Genomic DNA, 13,972 nt, shown 5'->3' with positions numbered 1-13,972 from the left:
GTTGATGGTGGGAGCCACAGGACGATCCGGTCCGCTCGCCGGCATGCGGGTGATCGAGCTCGCACACATCATGGCCGGGCCGGTCTGCGGGCTGATGCTCGCCGACATGGGCGCGGAGGTGATCAAGGTCGAGAAGATGGACGGCGACGACACGCGTCGCACGGTTCCGCCCGCGCTCGAGGGTGAGAGCGCCGCCTACATGATGATGAACCGCGGCAAGCGCGGCATCAGCCTCGACCTCAAGGACCCGGACGGCATCGCGGTGCTGCGCCGGCTGCTGAAAGGCGCCGACGCCCTGATCGAGAATTACCGCGGCGGCACCATGGAGCGCCTCGGGATCGGCTACGAGACCTTACGCGAGGAGTTTCCCGAACTCGTCTACTGCTCGCTCTCGGGATTCGGCCGCACCGGGCCTTACGCCGACCGGGCGGGGTTCGACCTCGTCGCACAGGGCATGAGCGGGCTCATGTCGGTCACCGGGGAGGGCCCCGGACGGCCCCCGATGAAGTGCGGACCGCCCGTGACCGACATCACCGCCGGCATCCTGGCGGCGATGGGCGTCCTTGCGGCCTACAGCAACCGGCTCAGGACCGGCAGGGGACAGGCCGTCGACACCTCGCTGTTCGAGGCCGGGATCACCCACACCTACTGGCAGTCGGCCATCGCCATGGCGACCGGCGTCGCGCCCGGGCCGATGGGCTCGGCGCACCCGCTGAACGCGCCCTACGAGGCCTTCGAGACCGCCGACGGCTGGATCACCATCGGGGCGGCCAACCAGACCAACTGGCTCCGGCTGCTGAAGACGATCGGCGCGGAGGCCCTCGCCGAGGATCAGCGCTTCGCCCACAACCGCGACCGGATGGCGAACCGGCACGAACTCGCCGCCACCCTGGCGCCGATCTTCCGCGCGCAGACCTCGGCCGAGTGGCTCGCGCGTCTGGAGGCCGGCGGCGTGCCGGCCGGGCCTGTGCTCGACGTCAACGCGATGCACCGGGATCCGCAGACGCTCGCCCGCGAGATGGTGGTGGAGGTCGATCACCCGCGGGTCGGGCCGATGAAGACGCTGGGTCTGCCGGTGAAGTTCTCGGAGACGCCCGGCCGGGTCCACGGGCCCGCACCGTTGCTCGGCGAGCATTCCCGCGCGATCCTGGCGGAGGCCGGCTATTCGGCTGCCGAGATCGACGCTCTGATCGCGCGAGGCGTGGTCCGCGAGACTTTGGCCTGAGCCTGACATCCGGAGACGCTGCGATGAGTGCCCAGCCCGCCACCGACGAGCTGCTGTTCACCACCGACGAGGCCGGCATCGCCCGCATCGTCCTGAACCGGCCCCAGGCCCGCAACGCGATGACTTTCGCGATGTACCAGGGCCTGATCACCTGCTGTGAGGCGATCACCGACAATCCCGCCGTCAAGGCTCTGATCATCACCGGGGCCGGCGACAAGGCCTTCGCGGCCGGCACCGACATCGCGCAGTTCCGCAGCTTCAACACGGCCGAGGACGCCCTCGGCTACGAGCGTTTCATGGACCGGGTGCTCGGATCGCTGGAACGGCTGCGGGTGCCGACCATCGCGGCGATCGCCGGGGCCTGCACGGGCGGCGGCGCGGCCATCGCGGCGGCCTGCGACCTGCGGGTCGCGACGCAGGACGCGCGCTTCGGCTTCCCGATCGCCCGGACCCTCGGGAACTGCCTGAGCCAGGGCAATCTGAAGCGCCTCTCCGGCCTGATCGGGCCGGCGCGGGTCAAGGACATCATCTTCACCGCCCGCCTCGTCGGGGCCGAGGAGGCTCTGTCCATCGGTCTCGTCGGCGAGGTCGTGGCGGACCGCGCGGCCCTGACCGAGCGGGTCGACACCCTGGCGCGGCTGCTCGCCGGTCACGCGCCGCTGACCATGCAGGCGACCAAGGAGGGCCTGCGGCGCCTGGCCGAGGACGAGGCGCCGGCCGAGGGCCAGCCGCATCCCGGCGATGATCTGATCCTCATGTGCTACATGAGCCAGGATTTCCGCGAGGGTATGGAAGCGTTCCTGAGCAAGCGGACGCCGGAGTGGAGCGGACGCTGAGCGCTGCGCTTAGGCCGGCACCGCGCAGACATCGATCCAGGCCGCGTCCGTCAGTTCGGCCATGCGGCTCGGCGCGATGCGCACCGAGCTGTGCGTGCTGCCGGCGGCCGGCACCACCTCGTTGAAGGCCTTCAGCGAGAGGTCGCAATAGACGGGCAGGGGTGCCCGCAGGCCGAAGGGGCAGACGCCGCCGACCGGGTGGCCGGTGAGCGCCTCGACCTCAGCGAGATCGAGCATCCGCACCTTGCCGCCGAAGAACGCCTTGGCTTTCTTGTTGTCCAACCGCGCATCGCCACGGGTCACGACGAGGGCGACCTGATCGCCGACGCGGATCGAGAGGGTCTTGGCGATCTGGCCGGGCGCGACCCCGTGTCCGTCCGCCGCCTCTGCCACGGTCGCCGTGCTGGTCGCGAGCTCGATGACCGCGATGTCGGGTGCCTTCTCGGCGAAGAAGGCGCGCACGGATTCGAGGCTCATGGATCCCTACGAAGCTTGGACGATGGCGAGTCCGGAGGCGTGCCGGTGAGGCGAGCCCACCGGCGCCGCGACCGCGACACGCCATAAGCGTCTGCCGCAGAGCCCGCCATTGCGTGGGCGCGGGCCGCCCGCGCGCCGGGCGGGATGCTCGTGTCATCGCCCCACCCGGCATGCGACAGGCCCCGCTCCCAGAGGAGAGGGGCCCGCCTAGGGTTACCGATGAACGGGTGCGCCTACCGCGTCGTCGCCAGCAGCAGATCCGGCAGCCACATCGCGATGCCCGGCACGAGGCACAGGATCAGGATCGCGACTGCCATCAGCAGGACGAAGGGCAGGGTGCCCCAGATGATGTCCGACAGCGGGATGTCGGGGGCGATGTTCTTGATGACGAAGATGTTGAGGCCCACCGGCGGATGGATCAGGCCCATCTCCATGGTGATGGTCATGACCACGCCGAACCACACGAGGTCGAACCCCGCCGCCTTGAGCGGCGGCAGGATGATCGGCGCCGTCATCAGGATGATTGAGACCGGCGGCAGGAAGAACCCGAGCACGATCACCAGGGCGAGGATCGTCACCAGCAGCACCCAGGGCGAGAGCTGCATCGCGACAATTGCGGCCGCCGCCGATTGCGAGATGTGCAGATAGCTCATCACGTAGGCGTAGAGCAGCGACATGCCGATGATCAGCATCAGCATGGTCGATTCCCGCAGCGTCGCGGTCAGGATCGGGGTGACGTCCCGGAAGCGCCAGACGCCGTAAATCGCGGCGATCAGCGCGAGCGCCAGCAGCCCGCCGAGGCCGGCGGTCTCCGACGGCGTCGCGTAGCCGCCGTAGAGCGCCACCATCACGCCGGTAAGCAGCACCACGAAGGGCAGCACCCGCGGCAGCGTCGAGAAGCGCTGCGCCATCGTGTACTGATCATCCGTCAGGATCGGCGAGGCCGGGCCGCCGCGCTCCAGCGCCGCCTTCGCGGTCGCGTATTCCGACCGAAAGCGGATCATCGACCAGGCGGCGAACAGCCCGACGAGCAGCAGCCCCGGGCCGATGCCCGCCAGGAACAGGCGCCCCAGCGACTGCTCGGCGGCGACCGCGTACAGGATCATCGTGATGGACGGCGGCAGAAGGATTCCGAGGGTCCCCCCGGCCGCGATGATCCCCGCCGCGAAACCCGGCGAGTAGCCGCGCTTGCGCATCTCCGGGATGCCGGCCGACCCGATCGCCGAGCAGGTGGCCGGGCTCGAGCCCGCCATGGCGGCGAACAGCGCGCACGCGAAGACGTTGGCGATGCCGAGCCCACCGGGGATCCGGTGCATCCAGGCGTGCATGGCCGAGTAGAGATCCTGGCCCGCCCGGGACCGTCCGATCGCCGCGCCCTTCAGGATGAAGAGCGGGATCGACAGCAGGGTAATGGAGGCCATCTCCTCGTAGACGTTCTGCGCCACCGTATCGAGCGACGCGCCCGGCATGAACGCGACCATGAAGGCCAGGGCGACGAAGCCCAGCGCGAAGGCGATGGGGATGCCGGACAGCATCGCCCCGAGGGTGGCACCCGCGTACAGGAAGCCGATCGCGGCCGTGCTCATCGCTTGCCCTTCGCGGTCATGGTCTGGCCGAGCGGATCCGGACCCCTTGGCGTGATCTCCGGGGCGCCGCGCAGATCCGTGTTCAGGTCGGCGCCGAGGCCGATCTTGGGCTTGGCCCAACCGGCCGCACGCGGGCCGTAGACGAGACCTTCGGCGATCTGCAACGCGAATTGCAGGCAGAGCAGGCTCATGCCGACGGACATCAGCGTGTAGGGGATCCAGAGCGGCGGCCCCCAGGTCGATTGCGAGATCTGGCCGTCGACCCAGGCCTCATGGTCCAGCGACCAGCTCTTCCAGGCGAAGAACAGGCAGAAGGTGAGGCTGATGACGTCCGCCAGCAGCAGCCGCGCCCGGTTGACGGCGGGCGACAACAGGCCGGTGACCGCCTCGATGGCGACATGTCCGCGCTTGGCCTGGACGCCGGCCGCCGAGAGGAACGTGGCCCCGACGATCAGGAACACCGCCATCTCGTCTTGCCACTCCGTCGGCTGCTTCAGGAGGTAGCGAACGACGACGCTGTGCGTCAGGACCAGGCAGGCCGCCACGAGGCAGAGGCCGCCCAGCGCGAGGATCACCCGGTTCAGCAGGCGCATCGCCCGGTCGAGGACGCCGAGAACGCCGGGAAGGCGCGGCTCGTCCGCCGCGCCGGCCTCCGGCCCGGCGGTGGCCGCGTCGAAGCCGTGGCTCACGCGACCTGCTCCGCGAGCTTCAGCAGCTCCGCGCAGTTGGCATTCTTGCCGGCGTAATCCTTCCAGGCGGTGTTCCGGGCCAGCTCGCGCCACTCGCCCAGCGCCTTCTCGTCAAGCTGCGAGACCTTGGCGCCGGCCTTGGAGAAGATCTCCTCGACGCGGGTGTCATCCTCCTTGGCGCCGGCCTGCCCGAAAGATTCGAGCTCCGTCCCGACGGCCATGATCAGGTCCTGCTGATCCTTCGGCAGCCCGGAGAACACGATCTTCGACATCATGATCGGCTCGAGCATGAACCAGTAGGACCGCTCCCGCCCCGAGGTCAGGGCCTTCGACAGCTCCTCAAGGCGGAACGAGATCAGGCTGGTCGAGGAGGTGATCACCGCGTCGCAGGCACCGGTCTGCATCGCCGCGTAGGATTCGTTCGACGGAATCGACAGCGTCGCGGCGCCGGCCTCCTTCATCATCATGTCCATCTCACGGGAGCCGCCGCGGACCTTCTGGCCCTTGGCGTCGGACGGAGAGACCAGCGGCCGCTCGCGGCTGGCGACGCCCCCGGCCTGCCAGACCCACGAGACCAGGATGATCCCCTTCGCGTCGAGGATCTCGGCGAGCTTCTTTCCAACCGGTGCACCCTTCCAGGCCACTGCCTGGGCGTAGGAGGTCACCAGGGCGGGCATGAGCCCGATGTTGAGCTCTGGCACCTCGCCGCCGGCATAGGGGCTCGGGTAGAGCGACATGTCGAGCGCGCCCTTCCGCATCGCGCCGAACTGGGCGTTGGTCTTCATCAGCGAGGAGCCGGGATAGACCTGCACGTCCAGGGCGCCCTTCGAGCGCTCGCCGACCATCTTGGCGAACTTCCGGCACATGCGGTCGCGGAAATCGCCCTCCTCGATGGTGCCGCCCGGAAACTGGTGCGACAGCTTCAGGGTCGTCGCGGCCTGCGCGGCACCGAGACCGAACTTCAAGACGACCGGCGCCGCGAGCGTGGCGGCGACGAGGGATCGACGAGTGGGCGTCATTATGCTCTCCCGCACCGCAAACAAGGCGGCAAACAATTGTGCGACGCAATATTGCGTCGCCTCTTTGTATGCATGAAGGACGGCCTTGTATATTTTGTCAATGCTTGCGCATAATCCTCGCGCACAAGACGTCCGCCGTCGCCAAGCGGATCCGGGAGGAGAGGATCGGAGGATGAGCCACGCTCAGCGGCTGCGGCAGCGGATCGAGGACGAGATCGTCTCCGGCGAACTCGCGCTTGGCTCACGGCTCGACGAGAACCAGCTGGCGGCCCGCTTCGGCGTCTCACGCACGCCGATCCGCGAAGCGCTGCTGCAATTGGCGGTGACCGGCCTGATTCAGACGAAGCCTCGGCGCGGGGCGATCGTCAGCGCGCCCGAGCCGCATCTTCTGCTCGCCATGTTCGAGACCATGGCGGAGATCGAGGCCGCCTGCGGCCGGCTGGCCGCCCGGCGCCTCGTCCCCGAGGATGCCGTCGCGTTGGGCGCGGCCCTGGACGGGTGCCGCGCGGCCCTGGCGACCGATGACACCGAGGCCTACTACGCCGAGAACTACGTCTTCCACACGGTGGTCTACCGGGCGAGCCATAACGCCTTCCTGGCGGATCAGGCGCTGTCCCTTCATCGCCGGCTGGCACCGTATCGCCGTCTGCAGCTGCGCGTGCGTCAGCGCCTGCCGCAATCGCTCGCGGAGCATGAAGCGATCGTGGCTGCCATCGTCGCGGGCGACGAGAGGCGCGCCTCGGAGGTGCTGCGCAGCCATGTGATCGTGCAGGGTGACCGCTTCACCGACTTGGTCGCCGGCCTGCGGGCACCGAGCGCCGCCTGAGGACGCGAGCGGCCGGTCAGGCGGTCTCGACCGCCCCGTAATTGGCTGCGATCACGGACTTCTTCCCACGGATATGCTCGCGCATCAGCGTGGCGAGGGCTGCGCCGTCGCGGGCGCGCAGCAGCTCGATCATCCGCTCGTGCTCGGCCACGGCGCGGGCCCACTGATCCGGAGTCTGGTGGGCGCTGTAGCGCGATCGCTGGATACGGCCGGACAGGCTCTCGTAGATGTTCGCCAGGATCGTGTTGTGGCTGGCCGCCATGATGGCTTCGTGGATCCGGCGGTTGTGGCTGAAATAGCCGGCCTCGTCGGCCGCTTTCCAGGCCTCCACCATTGCCGCGTGGTCATGCGCGATGGCGTCGATCTCGGACTCGCTGATTGTCCGGCAGGCCAAGTCCCCCGCCGTTGCCTCGAGACCGGCAATGACCTCCATCATCTCCTCGAGCTCGGTGTCCGAGATGCTGGCGACACGCGCTCCGCGGTTCGGAAGAAGCTCGAGCAGACCTTCGGTGGCCAGGATCTTGATCGCTTCCCGGAGTGGTGTGCGCGAGATCCCGAAGCGTTCGGTCAGCTCGCCCTCGTTGATGCGCGCCTTCGGCTCCATCTCGCCGGAGCGGATAAGCTCGCGCATCCGCTCCGCCACCTCGTCGTGAAGATAGCGACGGCTGATACCGATCCCGGGCTCGATCTTGTTCATGGTCCCCCGACACACGCAGGTCGAAACGACCTCTCGGACATGTGTAGGTGCCCGGCAATTCAGTGTCGAGGCACGAGCGCTTGATCAAGAACGCGAGCCACATGTTCCGCCTGAAGGCCCAGCCCGTCGTGGATCTGATGTCGGCAGCTCGTGCCGTCGGCCACCACAAGGTCGCCGGGCGCGGCGGCGCGCAGGGCCGGGAACAGCGACAGCTCCGCCATGGCGAAGGAGGTGTCGATCGATTCCGGCCGATAGCCGAAGGCGCCCGCCATGCCGCAGCAGCTCGATTCAATCACCCGCACGTCGAGGCCCGGCACGGCCCGAAGGACGGTCTCCACCGAACCCATCAGACCGAAGGATTTCTGGTGGCAATGCCCGTGCAGGTGGGCGACGCGGCCGCCCTGATGCGCGAGCGGAAGCTCGATCCGTCCGGCGGCGAGATCGGCGGCCAGCAGCTCCTCGAACAGGACGGATTGGCGGCCCAGCAGGGCTGCGTCCGCGCCGGGCAGCAGGGCCCCGAACTCGTCCCGGAAGGTGAGCAGGCAGGACGGTTCCAGTCCGACTACCCGCGCGCCGGCCCGGATGAACGGCAGAAGCGTGTCGAGGGTCCGGCGGGCCTCGGCGCGCGCCCGGTCCGTCTGGCCGGACGCGAGCCAGGTCCGGCCGCAGCAGAGCGGGCGGCGGCCGCGCGCCGGATACACGCGGTGGAGCCGGTAGCCGGCCGCCTGCAGCACGCGCTCTGCGGCCTCTAAGTTCTCGCGCTCGAAGGCGCGGTTGAAGGTGTCGCCGAACAGAATGACGTCGCGGAAATCGCCCGCGACGTCGCCAGGATGGGCCGGCTCACCCTGCTCGCTCCAGGGCCGGCGCCAGCGGGGCAGGGAGCGCTTGGCTGAGAGGCCGGCGAACTTCTCCGACAGGGCCGCCAGCGCCGGGTGCTTGTCCCGCAGGTTCAGGAGCGGCGCGAGCTTCGCCGCGACTCCCGCATAGACCGGCATTAGAGCGATCAGCCGCTCCCGGAGCGGCAGGCCGTGCCGAGCGTGGTAGTGGTGCAGGAACTCGATCTTCATCTTGGCCATATCGACGCCGGTGGGGCATTCCCGGCGGCAGGCCTTGCAGGAGACGCAGAGGTCGAGGGTCCGCTTCATCTCCGGGCTGGTGAACGCGTCGGCACCGAGCTGGCCCGAGATGGCGAGCCGCAGGGAATTGGCGCGGCCGCGGGTCAGGTGCTGCTCTTCGCGGGTCGCACGGTAGGACGGACACATGGCGCCGCCGGCGAGCTTCCGGCAGGTGCCGTTGTTGTTGCACATCTCGACCGCCGCGCCGAAGCCGCCCCAATCCGACCAGTCGAGGGCCGTCTTCATCGGCTGCGTCACCGCGTAGTCCGGCTTGAACCGGAACAGAGACCGGTCGTCCATCGTCAGCGGACGGACGATCTTGCCGGGATTGAGCTGGTTCTCAGGGTCGAAGTCGTCCTTCACAGTCTCGAAAGCGCGGGTCAGGATCGGGCCGAACAGCGGCGCGATGTATTCGGAGCGCGAGATGCCGTCGCCGTGCTCGCCGGAATACGAGCCCTTGTGGCGGCGCACGAGTTCGGAGGTCTCCTCGGCGATCGCCCGCATCTTCGCGACGTCGCCCCCCTGCTTCATGTCCAGGATCGGCCGGACGTGGAGGCAGCCCACCGAGGCGTGCGCGTACCACGTGCCGCGGGTGCCGTGCTTGGTGAACACCTCGGTGACCGCGTCGGTGTAGTCGGCGAGGTGCTCCAGCGGCACCGCGCAATCCTCGATGAACGAGACCGGCTTCGCGTCGCCCTTCATCGACATCATGATGTTGAGGCACGCCTCCCGGACTTCCCAGACCGATCTCTGGCGGGCGGGCTCCACGACCTCCACGACGGCGTCGGGGAAGCCGTGGTCGGCCATGCAGGCTTCGAGGCGCTTCAGGTCGCGCTTCAGAACGGCGAGGTCGTCGCCGGCGAATTCCGTGAGCAGCAGGCAGTTCGGCTTGCCGCGGGTGATGTCGGCGAGCGTGGTCCGGAACAGGGGGATGTCGGCGCCGAGCACCAGGACGTTGTTGTCCACGAGTTCGACCGCCACCGGGTTCAGCGCCACGATGTGGCGGGTGGTCTCCATGGCGTCGCGGAAGGACGGAAAATGGCAGACCCCCATGACCCGGTGCGTCGGCAGGCGCGACAGCTTCAGGGTCACCGCGGTGGTGGCGGCGAGCGTGCCTTCGGACCCGACCAGCAAATGCGCGAGGTTGGGCCGTGCCTCGATCAGCGCGTCGAGATTGTAGCCGCCCACGCGGCGCTGCACCTTCGGGTAGCGCGCCGCGATCTCGTCGCGATGGGTCTGGGCGAGGCCGAGCATGCGCTCGGCGAGCGCCTCGGCCCGACCGGAGCCGGTTACGCCCGAGACCGCGTTGCCGGTCAGCCCGAAGCCGAAGGCCTCGCCGTCGTGGAACAGCGCCTCCAGGCTCAGGACGTTGTCGCTCATCTTGCCGTAGCGCAGGGAGCGGGCGCCGCAGGAATTGTTGCCCGCCATGCCGCCGATGGTGCATCGGGTCGCCGTGGACGGCTCCACGGGGAAGAACCAGCCATCGGCCTTCACCCGGGCGTTGAGCCGCTCCAGCACCATGCCGGGTTCGACCGTGATGGTGCCGGCCTCCGGATGGTAGGCCAGCACGCCGTTGAAGTGGCGCGAGCAATCGACCACCAGCCCCGAGCCGATCGGCTGGCCATTCTGCGACGTGCCCCCGCCGCGCATGATGACCGGTGCGCCGTGCTCGGCGGCGATCCGCAGGGTGGCGGCAATGTCCGCGGCCGAGCGGGGCAGCACCACGCCGGCCGGCATGATCTGGTAGATCGACGCGTCGGTGCTGTAGCGCCCGCGCGTGAAGGCGTCGAAGCGCGCCTCCCCCTGCAGCTGCTCCGCAAGCCTGCGCGCTAGGCCGGCATCCAGGCGCGCCGCTGCCCGCGGCGCCGTGGCGATCTGCGCCCCTGATCCGTTCACGTCCCAATCCTCCCGCGATGGTCCGGGACCACCGAAGGGGGATTGTATTCAAAATTCACAGGTTCGGAAGTCGCCTCGCGTGCGCTGCGCGCTTCCGGCGCGGGACGGGGCCGGATCAGTGGTTGTCCCGCGGCACGCCGGAGGCCTGCGCGACCTTTTGAAATTTGACCGCGCTCTTGAGCACCATGCCTTGATCGAGCTGATCCACCTGATCGCGGTAGATCTCCTGCCAGGGTGTCTGGGTGGCCGGATAGGGGAAGCCGCCGCGCCCAGCCAAGTCCGCCCGCCGCCGCTCCAGTTCCTCGGGCGGGAGCAGGATGTCGGCGCTGCGCCGATTGAGATCCACCCGGATGCGGTCACCGCTCTGCAGCAACGCCAGCCCACCGCCGGCCGCGGCCTCCGGCGAGGCGTTGAGGATGGCGGGCGTGCCGGAGGTGCCGGATTGGCGCCCGTCGCCGATGCACGGCAGCGAGGTGACGCCGCGCCGGATCAGCGAGCCGGGCGGCTGCATGTTCACCACCTCGGCGGCACCCGGATAGCCGATCGGGCCGGCGCCCCGCATGATCAGGATGGTGTTCTCGTCGATGTCGAGGGCGGGATCGTCGATGCGGGTGTGGTAGTCCTCAGGCCCGTCGAACACGACCACCCGGCCTTCGAACGCCATCGGGTCGGCGGGATTGCGCAGGTAGCGGGCGGCGAATTCCTCGGAGATCACGCAGGTCTTCATGATCGCCGAGTCGAACAGGCTGCCCTTGAGGTTGAGGAAGCCGGCGCGTTCCATCAGCGGCTCGCCGTAGGCGCGGATCACGTCGCGGTTCCAGCTGTGCCGGCCGCGATAGTTCTCGCCGACGGTGCGGCCGTTGCAGGTCAGGGCGCCCTCGTGGACCTTCCCGGCCTCGATCAACTCGGCGAACACGGCGGGCAGGCCACCCGCGCGGAAGTACTCCTCGCCGAGCCAGCGACCGGCCGGCTGCATGTCGACGAGCAGCGGGATCTCGAAGCCGATCTGCTCCCAGTCGTCGCAGGTCAGCGGCACGCCGATATGCTTGGCAATGGCGTTGATGTGGATCGGCGCGTTGGTCGAGCCGCCGATCGCGGCATTGGCCACGATGGCGTTCTCGAACGCCTCCCGGGTCAGGATGTCGGAGGGCTTCAGGTCCTCCCAGACCATCTCGACGATCCTCTGGCCGGTGGCGTAGGCCGCCTGGCCGCGCTCCCGGTACGGCGCCGGGATCGCGGCGGAGCCCGGCAGGGCGAGACCGAGCGCTTCGGCCAGCGCATTCATGGTCGAAGCCGTGCCCATCGTGTTGCAATGGCCGGTGGAGGGCGCCGACGAGCCGACGATGTCCATGAACTGCTGGAAGTCGATGTCCCCGGCCGCGTGGCGCTCCCGGGCCTTCCACACGATGGTGCCCGAGCCGGTCAGCTCCTTGTGGAAGTAGCCGTTGAGCATCGGCCCGACATTGAGCGAGATCGCCGGGATGTTCACGGTAGCGGCGGCCATCAGGCAGGCCGGCATGGTCTTGTCGCAGCCGGTGAGCAGCACGACGCCGTCGAGGGGATAGCCGTACAGGACCTCGACCAGCGACAGGTAGGCTAGGTTGCGGTCGAGGGATGCGGTCGGCCGCTTCCCGGTCTCCTGGATCGGGTGGCAGGGGAACTCGAAGGCGACGCCGCCCGCCGCCGTGATGCCCTCCCGCACCCGCTTGGCGAGTTCGATGTGGTGACGGTTGCACGGGGACAGGTCCGAGCCGGTCTGGGCAATGCCGATCAGCGGCTTGCCGGAGCGGAGTTCTTCCGGCGTCAGCCCGTAGTTCAGGTAGCGCTCCAGATAGAGCGCGGTCATGCCCGGATTGTGCGGATTGTCGAACCACGCCTTCGAGCGCAGGTCGGCGGGCGTGATCCGGCGTTTGTCGCTCATGGTCAGTCCCTCGCATCGGCGGGTGTCGCCGGCAGAGAGGCTCCGGTCACCCGAACGCGCCGCAGCCTTCGCCGTCTCAGTTTCGAGGATATCTACTCTGCCGCGACGAACTTCGCAGCACCGTCTCGGCTGGGTTGATTTCAGGACAGCATCCGCGTGTCACCGTCGATCGAGATCGCCTGACCCGAGATGGTCCGGCCGCGAGGTGAGCAGAGCAGCAAGGTCTGGTCGGCGAGTTGCCGCGCGGTGACGTATTCCTTGACGGACACGAACGAGAAGGCGCGCGCCTCCATCTCGTCGAAGCTCGTGCCCTGCTGCTGCGCCTTCGATTCGAGCACCCGCCGCTGGCGGTCGCCGGCGACGAGCCCGGGCAGGATCGCGTTCACCCGGATTCCGGAGCTGCCGAGCTCGATCGCGAGCGATTTGGTGAAGCCGATGACGCCCCACTTGGCCGCCGCGTACGGGCTACGCAGGGCGAAGCCGAATTTTCCCGCGGCCGAGGACAGGTTGACGATCGAGGCGTTCGCGCTCTGCCGGAGATGCGGCACCGCGAGGCGCGCGCAGTTGAACTGGCTCGTCAGGCAGACCGTCAGGCACTGGTCCCATTCCTCGGGAGCAATCTCTTCGACCCGTCCGGTCGGCCCGGCGATGCCGGCATTGTTGACCAGCACGTCGAGGCCGCCGAGGAAGTCGACGGCTTGATCCATCATCGCGGCCACCGCGTCGCGATCGGCCACGTCGGTCCGCGTGCGGCCGACCGCGTCCGGCAGGCTGTTCAGGGCCTCCGCGTCGATGTCGCACGCGAAGACGCGTGCGCCTTCCTCCTGGAAGGCGTCCACGATCCCGCGCCCGATCCCGGCAGCGCCCGCCGTCACCAGGACGCGCAGGCCGGCAATCCCCAGATCCATGATCACTCCTCTCCCTGATGGTCTCGCAATCCGCCGCGTGACAGGATGAAGTCGGCGGCCTCGCGGATATCCGCCGCGATGGCGGCTGCGGCCGCGGCGCTGTCGCGAATCTCGATGGCCGCCAGAGCCTCGGCGTGCCGCCGGAGCGCGAAGCCCTGGAGCAGCCGTTCCGGATGGGCACGCAGATCGAGGTTGATCACCGGGCCGGCCTTCAGCCAGAGCCGGGCGATAATCTCCTGCAGCGGTGCGAGGCCGCAGGCACCGTAGATCGCGAAGTGCAGGACGCGGTTGAGCTGGACAGCGCGGGTTCGGTCCGGATGCGCGGCCTCGGCCTCCATCCGGAATGCCGCCTCGGCCTGCCGGATCGCCGCGAGATCACCGGCCGAGCGTCGCTCCGCGGCGAGCGCCACGGCGATGCCCTCGACCGCGATGCGCGTCTCGGCCAGCGCCCGGAAAGCCGCGGCGCTCATGACCGGCACCCGGATGACCCGGTTCGGCGCCACCTCCAGCACGCCGTCGGCCGCCAGACGGCTCACCGCCTCGCGCACCGGCATCACCGAGACCCCAAGCGCCGCCGCGCTCTGGCGCAGGGACAGCCGCTCGCCCGGCGCGAGTCGACCGGAGGCGAGCAGGTCCGAGAGCGCCTCGTAGACCGTGTCGGACAGGGTCCGCCGCTCGAGCTGTGGAAGTTCGGCCAGTGCCGAAATGGAACTCATGTGCCGACACTAGACGGAACCGGCACTATCGCGCTAGTGATCTGTGATCACAGTTTGGGTG

12 protein-coding genes are annotated in these 13,972 nt (G+C 69.0%); 3 read left to right on the top strand and 9 right to left on the bottom strand.

What is annotated here, in order from left to right; genetic code table 11:
• The first annotated feature begins 4 nt into the window (after nt 1-4).
• Entirely contained in the window at nt 5-1,225 is a 1,221-nt protein-coding gene (locus AC3WSN_RS15970) for a CaiB/BaiF CoA transferase family protein (protein ID WP_492539225.1), read from the top strand.
• A gap of 23 nt (nt 1,226-1,248) precedes the next feature.
• Nucleotides 1,249-2,061, top strand: coding sequence for an enoyl-CoA hydratase/isomerase family protein (locus tag AC3WSN_RS15965; RefSeq protein WP_492539223.1), 813 nt, complete (start codon nt 1,249-1,251; stop codon nt 2,059-2,061).
• 9 nt (nt 2,062-2,070) lie between these two features.
• Here AC3WSN_RS15965 and AC3WSN_RS15960 read toward each other — a convergent pair whose 3' ends face one another.
• The 4 genes from AC3WSN_RS15960 to dctP form a co-directional block, all read right to left on the bottom strand.
• On the bottom strand, nt 2,071-2,538 hold the full coding sequence (locus AC3WSN_RS15960; protein WP_192707580.1) for a YbaK/EbsC family protein: 468 nt from the start codon (nt 2,536-2,538) through the stop codon (nt 2,071-2,073).
• A 233-nt stretch (nt 2,539-2,771) separates the two neighbouring features.
• Nucleotides 2,772-4,124 carry a TRAP transporter large permease gene (locus AC3WSN_RS15955; protein WP_192707581.1) on the bottom strand — a complete coding sequence of 451 codons (1,353 nt, stop codon included), beginning with the start codon at nt 4,122-4,124 and terminating at the stop codon, nt 2,772-2,774.
• On the bottom strand, nt 4,121-4,813 hold the full coding sequence (locus AC3WSN_RS15950) for a TRAP transporter small permease (RefSeq protein ID WP_492539221.1): 693 nt from the start codon (nt 4,811-4,813) through the stop codon (nt 4,121-4,123). The genes AC3WSN_RS15955 and AC3WSN_RS15950 overlap by 4 nt, the downstream gene beginning before the upstream one ends.
• On the bottom strand, nt 4,810-5,832 hold the full coding sequence (gene dctP / locus AC3WSN_RS15945; protein ID WP_492539219.1) for a TRAP transporter substrate-binding protein DctP: 1,023 nt from the start codon (nt 5,830-5,832) through the stop codon (nt 4,810-4,812). Before dctP ends, AC3WSN_RS15950 begins: the two co-directional genes overlap by 4 nt.
• Before the next feature lie 172 nt (nt 5,833-6,004).
• On the opposite strand from dctP, the gene AC3WSN_RS15940 reads away from it, so the two are divergent.
• Entirely contained in the window at nt 6,005-6,658 is a 654-nt protein-coding gene (locus AC3WSN_RS15940; protein ID WP_492539217.1) for a GntR family transcriptional regulator, read from the top strand.
• A gap of 16 nt (nt 6,659-6,674) precedes the next feature.
• Here AC3WSN_RS15940 and AC3WSN_RS15935 read toward each other — a convergent pair whose 3' ends face one another.
• The 5 genes from AC3WSN_RS15935 to AC3WSN_RS15915 all read right to left on the bottom strand — a co-directional run bounded on the left by AC3WSN_RS15935 (nt 6,675) and on the right by AC3WSN_RS15915 (nt 13,911).
• Nucleotides 6,675-7,355 carry a GntR family transcriptional regulator gene (locus AC3WSN_RS15935; RefSeq protein WP_192707585.1) on the bottom strand — a complete coding sequence of 227 codons (681 nt, stop codon included), beginning with the start codon at nt 7,353-7,355 and terminating at the stop codon, nt 6,675-6,677.
• 59 nt (nt 7,356-7,414) lie between these two features.
• Nucleotides 7,415-10,366, bottom strand: a complete 2,952-nt coding sequence (locus AC3WSN_RS15930) for an FAD-binding and (Fe-S)-binding domain-containing protein (protein WP_492539215.1) — start codon at nt 10,364-10,366, stop codon at nt 7,415-7,417.
• Nucleotides 10,367-10,481: 115 nt separating this feature from the next.
• Complete coding sequence (locus AC3WSN_RS15925) at nt 10,482-12,287, bottom strand: IlvD/Edd family dehydratase (protein WP_492539213.1); 1,806 nt, start codon at nt 12,285-12,287, stop codon at nt 10,482-10,484.
• A gap of 140 nt (nt 12,288-12,427) precedes the next feature.
• Nucleotides 12,428-13,195, bottom strand: a complete 768-nt coding sequence (locus AC3WSN_RS15920; RefSeq protein WP_492539211.1) for an SDR family oxidoreductase — start codon at nt 13,193-13,195, stop codon at nt 12,428-12,430.
• Nucleotides 13,196-13,197: 2 nt separating this feature from the next.
• Nucleotides 13,198-13,911, bottom strand: coding sequence for a GntR family transcriptional regulator (locus AC3WSN_RS15915; RefSeq protein ID WP_492539210.1), 714 nt, complete (start codon nt 13,909-13,911; stop codon nt 13,198-13,200).
• Nucleotides 13,912-13,972: the final 61 nt, after the last annotated feature.

The organism is Methylobacterium sp. FW102-HT35C08 (genome assembly GCF_058790235.1).
This window is presented reverse-complemented; position numbering and strand designations above follow the sequence as displayed.

What these genes read in the sequence shown, in the direction of transcription:
- AC3WSN_RS15970 (WP_492539225.1), top strand. Translation starts at nt 5, where the DNA reads ATGGTGGGAGCCACAGGACGATCCGGTCCGCTCGCCGGCATGCGGGTG.
- AC3WSN_RS15965 (WP_492539223.1), top strand. Translation starts at nt 1,249, where the DNA reads ATGAGTGCCCAGCCCGCCACCGACGAGCTGCTGTTCACCACCGACGAG.
- AC3WSN_RS15960 (WP_192707580.1), bottom strand. Translation starts at nt 2,538, where the DNA reads ATGAGCCTCGAATCCGTGCGCGCCTTCTTCGCCGAGAAGGCACCCGAC.
- AC3WSN_RS15955 (WP_192707581.1), bottom strand. Translation starts at nt 4,124, where the DNA reads ATGAGCACGGCCGCGATCGGCTTCCTGTACGCGGGTGCCACCCTCGGG.
- dctP (WP_492539219.1), bottom strand. Translation starts at nt 5,832, where the DNA reads ATGACGCCCACTCGTCGATCCCTCGTCGCCGCCACGCTCGCGGCGCCG.
- AC3WSN_RS15940 (WP_492539217.1), top strand. Translation starts at nt 6,005, where the DNA reads ATGAGCCACGCTCAGCGGCTGCGGCAGCGGATCGAGGACGAGATCGTC.
- AC3WSN_RS15935 (WP_192707585.1), bottom strand. Translation starts at nt 7,355, where the DNA reads ATGAACAAGATCGAGCCCGGGATCGGTATCAGCCGTCGCTATCTTCAC.
- AC3WSN_RS15925 (WP_492539213.1), bottom strand. Translation starts at nt 12,287, where the DNA reads ATGAGCGACAAACGCCGGATCACGCCCGCCGACCTGCGCTCGAAGGCG.
- AC3WSN_RS15920 (WP_492539211.1), bottom strand. Translation starts at nt 13,195, where the DNA reads ATGGATCTGGGGATTGCCGGCCTGCGCGTCCTGGTGACGGCGGGCGCT.
- AC3WSN_RS15915 (WP_492539210.1), bottom strand. Translation starts at nt 13,911, where the DNA reads ATGAGTTCCATTTCGGCACTGGCCGAACTTCCACAGCTCGAGCGGCGG.